At 67.9% G+C, this 11,575-nt stretch carries 9 protein-coding genes; 2 read left to right on the forward strand and 7 right to left on the reverse strand.

The annotated features are described in order from the left end of the window. The 5 genes from OV287_RS34740 to OV287_RS34760 all read right to left on the reverse strand — a co-directional run bounded on the left by OV287_RS34740 (position 1) and on the right by OV287_RS34760 (position 6,019). Entirely contained in the window at positions 1-327 is a 327-nt protein-coding gene (locus OV287_RS34740) for a bactofilin family protein (protein WP_043389034.1), read from the reverse strand. A 47-nt stretch (positions 328-374) separates the two neighbouring features. After that, on the reverse strand, positions 375-719 hold the full coding sequence (gene bacN / locus OV287_RS34745; RefSeq protein WP_043389032.1) for a bactofilin BacN: 345 nt from the start codon (positions 717-719) through the stop codon (positions 375-377). A gap of 64 nt (positions 720-783) precedes the next feature. Then, positions 784-1,620 (reverse strand): alpha/beta hydrolase, encoded by an 837-nt coding sequence (locus OV287_RS34750; protein ID WP_267538338.1) that lies wholly within the window; start codon positions 1,618-1,620, stop codon positions 784-786. 17 nt (positions 1,621-1,637) lie between these two features. Continuing rightward, positions 1,638-3,512: a tetratricopeptide repeat protein gene (locus OV287_RS34755; RefSeq protein WP_267538339.1), complete on the reverse strand. Its 1,875-nt coding sequence runs from the start codon at positions 3,510-3,512 to the stop codon at positions 1,638-1,640. 20 nt (positions 3,513-3,532) lie between these two features. Beyond that, entirely contained in the window at positions 3,533-6,019 is a 2,487-nt protein-coding gene (locus tag OV287_RS34760; RefSeq protein WP_267538340.1) for an ATP-binding protein, read from the reverse strand. A 425-nt stretch (positions 6,020-6,444) separates the two neighbouring features. Here OV287_RS34760 and OV287_RS34765 point away from each other — a divergent pair, with 425 nt between their 5' ends. Next, on the forward strand, positions 6,445-8,379 hold the full coding sequence (locus tag OV287_RS34765) for an OmpA family protein (protein ID WP_267538341.1): 1,935 nt from the start codon (positions 6,445-6,447) through the stop codon (positions 8,377-8,379). A gap of 39 nt (positions 8,380-8,418) precedes the next feature. After that, entirely contained in the window at positions 8,419-9,975 is a 1,557-nt protein-coding gene (locus OV287_RS34770) for a hypothetical protein (protein ID WP_267538342.1), read from the forward strand. A 116-nt stretch (positions 9,976-10,091) separates the two neighbouring features. Here the strand turns inward: OV287_RS34770 and OV287_RS34775 are convergent, their stop codons facing one another. Then, complete coding sequence (locus OV287_RS34775; protein WP_267538343.1) at positions 10,092-10,886, reverse strand: hypothetical protein; 795 nt, start codon at positions 10,884-10,886, stop codon at positions 10,092-10,094. Then, positions 10,883-11,353: a hypothetical protein gene (locus tag OV287_RS34780; protein ID WP_267538344.1), complete on the reverse strand. Its 471-nt coding sequence runs from the start codon at positions 11,351-11,353 to the stop codon at positions 10,883-10,885. The genes OV287_RS34775 and OV287_RS34780 overlap by 4 nt, the downstream gene beginning before the upstream one ends. Positions 11,354-11,575: the final 222 nt, after the last annotated feature.

The following is an 11,575-nucleotide window of genomic DNA, read 5'->3' on the forward strand; positions in this document are numbered from 1 at the left end:
TCAGCGCTCCTTCGGGATGTCCATGTCGACGTTGCCCTTGAAGGAGGCACCATCGGCGATGAGGATGCGCGGGGCCTTGATGTCGCCCACCACGCGGCAATCCGTCTTGAGCTCCACCTTGTCCGAGGCGGCGATGTTGCCCGTGACCCGGCCGGCGATCTCCACGTTCTGCGTCTCGATGTCGGCCTCGACCACGCCGCTGCCCTCGACGAAGAGGCTCTCCTTCAGGGAGATCTTCCCCTTCACGGTGCCCTGGATGACCAGGTCCTCGTCGCCGGAGATCTCACCATCGATGACAATGCTCGAACCAATGACCGTATTCGCCATGAGTGTTGTCCACCCCTCCGAAGGGTGCTGCGGGCCCGGGGGCCCGTTTAGATGTCGTCCGGCAGCTTTACGTCCATCTCGATGGAGCCGTTGAACACAGCCCCATCCTCGATGACTACGCGCGGGGCTTTGATATCCCCCGCCACCTTCGCCGAGGCGTTGATGGCCACCCGGCCCGAGGCGTCAATGTTGCCGCTCGCCTCGCCGTTGATGGTCAGCTCCTCCGCGCGAATGTCCGCCTGGACCTTGCCCGTGCCCTCGATGGTCAGGTGGTTCTTCAGGGCGATCTGCCCCTCCACCCGTCCCTCGATGATCAGGTCGCCACCACCCGTCAGATTGCCCCGGATGATGATGCCCTTGCCGATGATGCCCGTCTGCTCGCCCTGTGCCATGCGGTGACCCTCGGAAGCGCCCTCGCGATAACGAAGTTTGCTCTGTAAGGAATTGGAACCTACGTCAGAGATGCGCGGAGATCCAGTTGGAGATATCGCCCTGGACCTCCTCCTTACCGAGCTCGTTGAGCGGCTCGTGACGCATCCCCGGATAGACCTTGTACACCTTGTCCTTCGAGCCCACTGCCTCGAAAAAGGCCCGACCGGTCTCCACGCTCGCCACACCGTCCGCCGCTCCGCTGAGCAGGAACAGCGGTACCTTCAGCTCTGAAGCGAGCGACATCACCCGAGTCTGGGCCTCGGTGGACTGAATGAACCAGCGCGGCGTCACGGTGTGATTGTAGAGGGGATCCTGACGTACCGCCTGCTGCACCGCCTCGTCGCGGCTCAGGTCCTCGGGCTTGAGCTCGGTCTTGATGGGCATCCACGGGAGGACCCTGCCCACCGCCCGGGCGGCCACAAGCTTCAGCGCCGGCGGAGTGATGGCGAGCTTGAAATATGGTGCTGACAGCACCATGCCGCTCACGCCCTGAAGTCCGCCGCGCCCCAGCAGGTGCACTGCCATCAGCGCACCGTGGCTGTGAGCGATGACGAAGACCTTGCGACCGCCGGCCGCGCTCCGCACCCGCTCCCAGAAGCCCTCCAGGTCGTCCAGGAAGTCCGGCCAGGAGTTACAGAAGCCGCGGCGCCCGTCGGCGCGACCATGGCCCCGGTAGTCGAAGCCGTGCACGGCGAAGCCCTGGGCCGTGAGGGCATCGAACGTCGTGCGGTAGCGACCAATGTGGTCGCCATAGCCGTGCACCACCGCCACATGCGCGCGGGGTTGATCCGGCTGCTCGGACATCCAGTACAGCCGGAGCCCGTCCTTCCCAGTGAAGAAGCCCTCGTCGAAGCGCGCCATAGGAGCTGAAGGGGACATTAGCGATCCGCGGCACCCGTGGATAGCAACTTCAGCTTCCGCTCGATGAGCGCCCGTTGATCCGGCGGATCCGCGGCCTCCGGATTGAGGGCCAGCAGCTCGAGCGCGCGCCGCCAGGCCCCCGCGGCGTCACCGGGCCTCGACACGCGATGGTAGGCATCGCCCAGGTGCTCGAGGATGACGGGCTCCTCGGGCTCCAGCTCCGCCGCCCGCTCCAGCGACTGGAGCGCACGCGGGTAGTCCCCCCGCTGGTAGTGGATCCACCCCAGCGAGTCGAGGAAGGAGCCGGTGTCCGGACGCAGCTGCAACGCGCGCCGCACCAGCCGCTCCGCCTCGACGAAGTCCCGGCCGCGCTGGGCCAGCAGGTAACCAATGAAGTTCATGGCCGCGGCGTTCTCTGGCTCCAACTCGAGCACGCTGCGCATCCAGGTGAGGGCCCCGTTCTCGTCCCCCTGCCCCAGCAGCACGTTGGCGAGCAGGTAACGCAGGGCCGGCTCACGAGGCTCCCGCGCGATCGCGTCCCGCAGCAGGGCAATGGCCTCGGCGGAGCGCTTCTGGCGCTGCAAGGTGGAGGCAAGCGCCTCGTGGAGATCCGCGGAGGGCTTACGCGCGATGGCCTCCTTCAACGTGGCCACGGCGTCCTCGGGGGCACCTGCGCGCTCCTGGGCCCGGGCCTGATGCACCCACAGCTCCGCGTCGTCGGGACGCTCGGCGAGGGCCTCGCGCAGCAGGGCGAGCGCGGCCTCATGCTGTCCCGCCTGGGAGAGGCAGACAGCGCGGCGGGCGCGCGCTTCGGGAAACACCTCGGAGGTGAGGGGGACCTCGGCGTAGGCGGTAGCGGCCGCGTCGAAGTGGCGCAGCCGCTCGTGCACCAGGCCCGCGTAGTAGGAGACGCGAGGCGATGCACCCCGGCCCTTGCGTGCGGTGTCCAGCACCTCCACCGTGGAGGCGGTGTCGCGCGCGGACAGGAAGGCCAGCGCCACCCGCACGGTGAGCTCCGGGTCTCCGGAGATCGACAGCAGCCGGTCGAAGTACGCCCGCGCCCGCACCGACGAGCCGAGCCGCAGCGCAAGCCTGCCGGCACTCAACAGCACCGCCTGGTTATCGGGATCCCTCTCCAGGGTCCGGGCCAGGGCCTCCTCGGCCTCTGAAAGCTGCCCGGCCTTCTCGCGAATCTGCGCGAGCACCGTCAGCGACTCCACGTCACCGGGGTCTCGCTCGATGGCCCGCGACAGCAGCAGCCCGGCCCGCGAGGAATCACCCCGCTCGGCCAGCGCCAGCCCCAGCCGCCGGTAGCCGGAGGCCTCGCCGGGCAGCGCCGCCGCCAGCTCCTCCACTACCTTCACTGCCTGCTCGTTCGAGCGGCCATCCAGGTGCAGTTGCGCCAGGACGAGGTAGGCCTCCGGCTCGCGAGGCCTGAGCTGGATGGCGCGGCGCAGGTGCATCCGGGCACGCGCGGGCTTGCCAGCCTCCATCAGCACGCGCCCCAACATCAGCCGACCGGCGTAATACGAGGGGTGGCTCTTCACCACGCGCCGCAGCTCGCGCTCGGCCTTCGTCAGGTCTCCCAGGCGCGCGTACTCCTCGCCCAGCCGCGTGAGCAGGTGCGGGTTATTCTCGTCGGTGGCCAGCGCCAGGCGCAGCGAGTCCACCGCGTCTCGGTGGTTGCCCTGGAGACTCAGCAACTTCGCCCGGAGGTAGTTCGCGTAGCTGGCGGGCGAGGCCATGCCATCGTCGCCGGCCGCCGCGGAGATGGCCTCGCGCATGGCCTGCGTGTCCACCGCGGGCCGCCGCGAGGCGGGCGCCGCGAGTGCTCCCAGCCCTACGAGGGCCAGGAGGTGCACGGCACGGGTGAGGGTTCGGCTCGGGCGCACGCCCCGAGTCTAACGCGAGCCTAGAGCTTCGGCACGGGGGGCGGCGCACCCAGCCGCTCCAGGATGCGCTCCACCGGCTCGCTGTCGTGGCTCACATCCGCCACCGCCGAGCGGTACTCCATCCCTGTGTGCTTCTCGACATCTGGCAGCAACCGGCCGATGACGTTGCGTCCCGCTTCAACATTGCACTCGGGCAGGACGACCGCGAGCACGCCCTCGCCCATGTGGCCGAGGATGTCCTGGGTACGCAGGCGCGCGCGCATCACGTCTGGAATCCCGCGCAGCGCCTCATCGAGCACGGGGCGATCCGGGCGGAGCACCGCGAGGCTCACCGGCCGGCTGTAGCGCCGCCCGCGGCTCACCTCATGGTCCAGCCGCAGCATGATGCCGCGCCGGTCGTAGACGCCGGTGAGAGGATCGTTCCCGCTGCGACGCAGGATGGAGGAGGTGCGATCCAGCTCGGTATCGGCCTTGCGCAGCTTGAGGGCGCGCTCGGTGCGGCCCAGCAGCTCCATGGCGTTGAAGGGCTTGCTCATGTAGTCCACCGCGCCGAGGTTGAGCGCGCGGACCTTGTCGGCCACGCCCTGGTGGGCAGACAGCAGGATGACGGGGATGCCGGCGGTGTCCGAGGAGGACTTGAGCGCCACCGCTGCGTCCAGGCCGTCCAGCTTGGGCAGGAAGACGTCCATCACCACCAGGTCCGGCTTGGACGAGCGCGCCCGCGCCAAGCCCTCGGCGCCGTCGCGTGCCACGTCCACGCGGTAGCGCGAGCGCAGCACCTCCACCAGCACCGCGGCGATCTCCGGCTCGTCCTCCACCACCAGCACGCGCGGCTGCTCGGCCGCCTCCTTCGCCGGGAGGTTCTGCACCGCGCGCGAGATCTCCTGCGCCAGCGGCAGGGTGAAGATGAACGCGGCGCCACCCTCGGGCGGGGCCTCGGCCCAGATCTCCCCGCCATGGAGCTCCACGAACTCCTTGCAGATGGCGAGCCCCAGGCCCGTGCCACCCCCGCCCTTGGCGCCGCTGCGGTAGCGGTCGAACACGAGCGGCAGCTCCTCGGGCGGAATGCCCTTGCCGTCGTCCTGCACCACGATGCGCGCCACATCACCGTCCGGGCGCGCCAGCCGCGAGGCCTTCACCACCACCTCGCCCGCATCCTGCGCGTGGTGGATGGCGTTGGTGATGAGGTTCTGCAGCACCTCGTGCAGCTTCAGCTCATCGCCGATGAGCATCATGCTCTCGCTGGCCTCGGCCCGCAGGGCCACGCCCCGCTCGGCAGCGAGGATCTCCAGCTCGGTGACGCTCTCCTTGCAGAGCGTCGACATGTCCAGCACGCGCGGCTCGATGGACAGGCGCGCCACGTCGCCCTTGCCCCGCTCCAGCAGCGACTCCACCAGGCCGAGGATCTTCCGGCCCTGGCGAATCATTGCCTCGGCGGACTGCTTCTGCTGCGGATCCAACCCGCCTTCCAGCAGCAGCCGACCATGGCCCAGCAGCACCTGCAGCGGCGCGCGCAGGTCATGGCTGCACACCGCGATAATCTCGTCCTTGAGCCGGTTGAGATCCTTGAGGCGGCGGTTGGCCTCGGTCAGCTCGCGGTAGCGCTCCACATAGGCCAGCTCGAGCTCGTCGCGCTTCTTCTTGAGCGCGGTGTGCAAGCGGGCGTTACGGATGCAGTTGGCCAGCGCCGCCGCCACCGCCTGGGCGAACTCCTGCTCGTCCCGGCCGAAGCCCTCGGAGCCCCGAGAGATGCGCAGGAAGAGCGCTCCGAGCAGCTCGTCCTGGCACACCAACGGCTGGACGAGGATGGAGCGCACGCCAAGGGAGGCCATGGCGGGACGCACCTCGGCCATCAGCGGATCCCTCTGCGCTTCTTCCACCAACACCGGCTGGCGCGTCTCCAGGGCGCGGCGCAGCTCGGGGTAGCGCGCCAGATCCACGTCTAGCGACAGGCCTGGATCCTCCAGCGTGGCCACCACACTGGCGGTGCGCGCGTTGATGTCCTCCACCAGCACCACCGAGCAACGGTCGGCGTTGATGACAGCGCCCACCTTCTCCACCGCGAGGCGGAGGATCTGCTCCAGCTCCAGCGAGCTGGTGGCGGCCTGGGTGATCTCCAGCAGCCGCTCCATGCGGTTGCGGGTGCGCTCCATCACCCGCCGCTCTCGCAGCGCCGAGTCCAGCCGGGAGCTGAGCTCCTCGAGGCTGCGCACCCATTCATCCACAGGCAGCTTGCGCAGCACCTCCGAGCGAGAGCGAGTGAGATCCGCCAGCACTCGGAGCTCACGCAGCCGGGACTCCTGACGGACGGCGCTGAGCGCCTCGGTGGCCTTCTTGCCAGTGGCGGACATGAGGACCGCATCCGGCCGCAGCGACTCGGCCAGGCCCGCCAGTTCCTGCAGATCCTCGGTGATGGCCCACTCGTACCCCGTGTCGGACAGGTGCGCGAGCAGGGCCTCGTTGCCCGCGCGCGCACCAATCACCAGGACGCGGCCACGTGACCCCATGAGTTCGGCCCTCACAAGAGCCCTCGATGTGCCTGGCCCTGCGTGGTGTTGTGGAGAGGCCGGAAAAATTTCAAGAAAGCGTCAACCTTCATGCTCGGGTCCGAATCATGCCGCTGAAGCTGGCTGGGGGCCAGCGTGTCGGACTCGGCGGGTCCGAGCAAGAATTGTGAGAGCGATCCCCCCGCGTATACTCGGCCACCGTGCAACTTCCGCGACTCCCGCTGTCCTCTCCCCCTCTGCGCTCCCTCCTGCTGACGGCCCTCCTCGGGGCTGGCGCGGCGCGAGCCCAGGGGTCTTCCACACCCACTCCGCCCCCTTCCAGCCCCTCGGCCGCCACCCCCTCGGCCGCACAGGCACTCGCCCCCTCGTCCGCCTCGCAAGCAACCCAGATGGTTGGGTTTTCGACACAAGCCGGGGCAACCACCTTGACGGGGGAGCAGAACTACGAGGCGCACAGCCCCTCCACGCTCGGCAACTCCTGGATGGATGCGCGCAACCTGCGCCATGCCTCCACCTCCACAGGAGGAGTGGGCCTGCTGCGCCTGGGCGGAGCGGACCTCGGGCGCAAGGGCGTCCTGCGCTTCTCGGCCACCGGCGAGTTCTTCTCCACCCCGGACTTCCCCGTCCAGGGCGCGGCCAACACGCGCACCGGCGGCACCTTCGCCGTCGGGTACGTGCCGCTCGACTTCCTCGACGTGTCGCTGTCGTACACCGCCTCGACCAACACCAACACGCGCTCCTCCCCCACGCTCATCCAGGCACTCGGGGATGTGACCCTCGGGGCCCGCGCCTCGAAACAGTGGCTTCCCGGACTGTGGGCAGGCGCGGACGTGCGCGTGATGACCTTCTCCGGCGTGGGCAGCAATCAGATTGCCTTCGGCTTCTCGCCCCGCGCGGTGGTCACCTATGACGCGCGCACGCTGAGCCAGCTGCTGCCGCTGCGTCTCCACGCCAACCTGGGCCTCCTCATGGACGGCACGGGCTCGCTGGTGGACGCCGATCGGCTCAACGCCGCCGAGGAGTACGCGCTGGGCATCAACCGCTACTCCCGTCTGAGCGTGGGGCTCGGCCTGGAGGCGCCGCTGCCGGTCGTCACCCCCTTCCTCGAGTACGGGCTGGCCTCACCGCTCGGCGTGCCGGGCGGACAGCTCGTCGCGCCGGATGGGAGCCTCGTGTCCGCGGCCAGCGTGGCGCCGCAGACGCTCGGACTGGGCGTCAAGCTGACGGCCGTGCAGAACCTCACCTTCACCGCCGCGGCCGAGTTCGGACTCACGCGCCTGGTGGGCCGGGGCGTGCAGCCCGCGCCTCCCTTCAACCTGGTGCTCGGCGCCGCCTTCAACGTGGATCCAGCGCTGCAGGGCGGTGGAACGCGGGTGGTGGAGCGGGTGGTGCGTGAGCCGGTGCCGGTGGAGCGGACGCCTACCACCAACACGAACACCACCACCAACAACACGACCCAGACCCAGGTGGCCCAGGCGGCGACGGCCCAGGTGTCCGGCGTGGTGGTGGACGCGAAGACGCGCCAGCCGCTGAGCGGCGTGTTCGTGGCCATGGTGGACTCGACGCTGCCCCCGGTGGCCACGGCCCCTGGCGATGGCCGCTTCCTCACCTACTCGCTGCCGAGCGGCCCGGTGAAGCTCTCCGTGCGCAAGGAGGGCTACCTGCCGCTGGAGAAGGAGCTGGTGCTCGAGGCGGGCAAGACGGCCAACGTGGAGTTGGAGCTCGTGGCCGAGGTCAAGCCGGCGACACTGGCCCTCGCCGTCACCTCCAAGCGCAAGCCCGTGTCGGCCACGCTGGCCTTCCTGGGCGGCCCCACGCCGAAGCAGGTGACGTACTCGCAGGCCGACGCGGCGTCCCACCGGCTGCAGCTGCCGTCCGGCCGCTACGTGGTGGAGGTCACCGCCCCCGGCTTCCTGGCCCAGACGCGCGCCGTGCAGGTTGCCGATGGCACCTCGCCGGACCTGGCGTTTGACCTGGAGCCCGAGCCCAGGCAGTGGCAGGTGAAGCGCGAGAACGACAAGCTGGACCTGCTCCAGCAGGTGCGCTTCGCGGAGGGCAAGGCCGTGCTGCTCCCGGACAGCTACCCGCTGCTCGCGCAGGTGGTGGACCTGATGGTGCGCACCGGCATCCAGCGCATCCGCATCGAGGGGCACACCGACAACCAGGGTGACAAGGCCGCCAACCTGAATCTGTCCAAGGAGCGGGCGCGCGCGGTGGCGGACTACCTCATCAAGGTGGGGTTGGATCCAGCTCGCCTCGAGTCCGAGGGCTTCGGCGATAGCCGCCCCGTGGCCCCCAACCTCACGCCCAAGGGCCGCGAGCTGAACCGGCGCATGGACTTCGTCATCCTGGACCGCTGATGTCCGGGAGGTGGCGCCCGAGCTAGACTCGGCGCCACCATGCCTACCCCCCATTCCCGCCGCGCATGGGTCCGCCCGGCCCTGCTGCTGCCGTTCCTCTCCCTCGCCTGCACCCCTCCCCCGCCGCCCACCACGCCGGACCTGCCTCAGGTCAGCATCCTCGTGGACGAGCCGAGCACCGTGGGCCGGGCCGTCAAGCTCTCCATCTCCACGTCCGGCTGCGACCAGGTGCAGAGCCTGCAGCTGCTCGACAACAACGAGCTGATCAAGCAGGTGACCTACAGCGCCACCCCCACCCAGGTGGAGATCGGGACGACCGAGATCCGCTACACGCGGGGGATCTCCGCGAACCTGTCGCTCACCGCGCGCGTCACCTGCGCCGATGGGCGCACCAATGTCTCCCAGGCGCAGCCGGCCACCTTCTTCCCCGTGGAGGAGGTGATAGAGCCGCCCGCCAACTCCACCACGTCGGTAGTCCCGGACTACTTCGTCGTCGATGGCAGCGGTGCCAACGCGAGCTTCATCGGGTGCGGGAAGGAGGGCGCCCGCTCGTATCTCTACAAGGTGCCGAAGAACAACCCGACGAACCGGCAGAAGCTGGAGATGGACTTCCCCTGCGACGCCACCACCATCATCACCGACCGCAAGCCCGCCGGCAGCGGCCATCGGTGGGTGTGGACGAAGGATCAGGGCGCCATCGCCATCGACGCGAACTTCAACCTCGTCACCGTCCCGGCGCTCACGGACGTGAAGAACCTCGCGGTGGCCCCGGACGGCAACGCTTTCATCTACAACGTCGCGCAACTCGATCTCGTCACCCCCAAGGGCACGGTCAAGTGGAGCAGGGAGATTGCGGATCCCGAGACCAACACGATCAGCCTGATCCTGGCCGATCCCTTCGTACGGCCCGATGGGAAGATCCTGATTCCGCTCTACGACGACAGGCTCGAGACGCACCTCTACGTAGGAATCGTGAACGCCGACGGAACAGGGTTCGTCCGGTACGAGATCGACCAGTTCCCCCTCGAGCAGTATCCGCCGGTGGCGTTCGATCCCACCGGGACGGTGATGTACGTGGCCACCCAGGGACCGAACTCAGCGAATGTCCGGGCCTGCTCCATTGGCTCGGCGAAACTGTGCGTGGCCTCGGGCAGCCGGCTGTGGATCAGCCAGGAGTTGCCCGGGTACATGGCCGCACTGGTGCCGTACAACAACGGCACGCGCCTGGCGGCCATCGGCAGGAACCGGTTCTGGTTCCTGGAGGCCCGAGACGGCCAGAGCACCGAGGGCCAGGTGATGAACAAGGACCAGCAGCCGCTCACGGCGAATGGAGCGCTGGTGGCGCGCTTCGCGCAGCCGGGTCCGGGCAGCGCCTTCTACATGTTCACCAGCGCGGCCGGGACGGATGAGAAGCCCTACCCCTATCCGGTGGAGGTTGTCGCCACGGATGGGGCCGAGAAGGGCGAACTGTTCCGCTACCAGGTGCCAGGCGGCAGCCTCTATGGAGCGCTGGATGACACGGAGGCGCTCTGGCTGCGCGTGGGGACCAAGCTGGTGAAGCCCTTCACGCCGCAGCAGTACCGCGAGATGCGCTGAGGGGGACGGAAGACCCGTTCCGTTCACTCCCACACTCAGACGATGTCCTCTCCTGTCAGTGGAGAGGACACCCTAGAGGCCACGCCACACTTGCTACAGCCGGTGGAGTGGGTGCCTCAATCCCCTAGGCCCTCGGTCTCTTCCTCGTAACCCTCTGCCATGGAGAGGGGATAGAGGGCCCGGTGGTTGATATTGCGGTGATACGCTGCGAGGTAGAACTCCCCCGCGATCGTCACCCACGCCCGCCGGGCCGGGTTGGGTTGGCTCCTCAGCCATGCTTCCGCCTCCTCACGAGTGGCGAATTCGGCGGCGGCAACGGGCGGCTCAACCTGCTTGAGCCATGCAAGGTAGCGCTCGAGATGGCGATTCCACGGCAGGCGGCGAAAATCCGTTTCGCGCTCATAAACGACATCATGGTATCGGCCGCCGATCAGGATATCGGCGAAAGCGGGCGGAGCCGGATGGTTCTTGAGCCATGCTTCCGCCTCCTCCTTCGTTTCAAACGAGGCCAATACAAATGGGGGAGCATGAGATTCGACATGCTCGAGAAAATCACCAAACGCATCGTGCTGCCTGGTTGAAGAGATGAAGCGAAGTGTATCGAGGATGAGCTGGATCGGAACCTGCTCTCCAACGGCCTTGGGGTCAGAGAGAAGCTTCCCGAAGAAGCCATCCGTCTGGCTCATGAGCTCTCGCAGCCCCGTAGAGCCATCCTCGCCGATAGCCTGAGCTTGGCGCTCCCCTGCGACCTTTCGAAAATCCTCGAAGGGGTACCATTGGCCAGTGGCGGAGATGAAGTCCAAGGCGTCCCGTGCGAGGCTGAGAATTCGAGCCTGCTCTGGAGACTGTCCCTCGCTCCAACGCCGCCCAATCACCTGCTGTGCATCCGAAAGGATGAGGGGACTCGTCATGGCTTCACCGCCAGGATCCGGGAACCAGAAGGGCCGTCGGACGATGCGAGGGTGATGACGGGCACGAGCAACAGGAATCCGCCCCCGCTCCCTCCGACGGCGACGACGAAGGCCACGCCCGCGATGACGACGACGGCCCCCACCAGCAGTTTCTCACTGTTCTGCTTCACCCAATCAACCGCCGCATCCACGGAATGGAACTCCACGGCTTTGCCTTCGGCCAGCTCCGCGAGCTTGCAACAGTCAAGGTAGGGTTTCATGCACGCGCGGACGCAGTGCGCCTTTCTGGAGCCCGCGCTCATGTGGCTCCAATCAGGGCCCTTCAAGCCAGCCAGGCACATGCTCTCACACGCATCACGCTCCTCCTCGCAGTTGCGGTTGAAAGCCGCCTGGACGATACGCCCTTGAATGCTGGGGGTGACTGCCAGGTGCGAATGCGCCGTCAAGTCGAAGTCGTTGATGGGCATCCAAGAATGCGCCTTCTGCCCATCCGAGGTTCCTTCGATGCTGAGAACGTATCTGCCCAGATCGAGCGCACCGGTAGGGCCTGGGGCTGAGTGCCGAGTCGCACTGCAGGAAAGAAGCAGCAGGCTGAGACTCGAAGCCAGGAGCCTCCCTGGAATTGATGTCACCATCCGGCCAAAGTACTTCACGCCTCACGGGCGGAGGACGGTATTCGCATCCACTCC

This window comes from Archangium lansingense (assembly GCF_026626635.1).
Taxonomy (GTDB): Bacteria; Myxococcota; Myxococcia; order Myxococcales; family Myxococcaceae; genus Archangium; species Archangium lansingense.

What these genes read in the sequence shown, in the direction of transcription:
- OV287_RS34770 (WP_267538342.1), top strand. Translation starts at nt 8,419, where the DNA reads ATGCCTACCCCCCATTCCCGCCGCGCATGGGTCCGCCCGGCCCTGCTG.
- OV287_RS34760 (WP_267538340.1), bottom strand. Translation starts at nt 6,019, where the DNA reads ATGGGGTCACGTGGCCGCGTCCTGGTGATTGGTGCGCGCGCGGGCAAC.
- bacN (WP_043389032.1), bottom strand. Translation starts at nt 719, where the DNA reads ATGGCACAGGGCGAGCAGACGGGCATCATCGGCAAGGGCATCATCATC.
- OV287_RS34740 (WP_043389034.1), bottom strand. Translation starts at nt 327, where the DNA reads ATGGCGAATACGGTCATTGGTTCGAGCATTGTCATCGATGGTGAGATC.
- OV287_RS34780 (WP_267538344.1), bottom strand. Translation starts at nt 11,353, where the DNA reads ATGCCCATCAACGACTTCGACTTGACGGCGCATTCGCACCTGGCAGTC.
- OV287_RS34750 (WP_267538338.1), bottom strand. Translation starts at nt 1,620, where the DNA reads ATGGCGCGCTTCGACGAGGGCTTCTTCACTGGGAAGGACGGGCTCCGG.
- OV287_RS34775 (WP_267538343.1), bottom strand. Translation starts at nt 10,886, where the DNA reads ATGACGAGTCCCCTCATCCTTTCGGATGCACAGCAGGTGATTGGGCGG.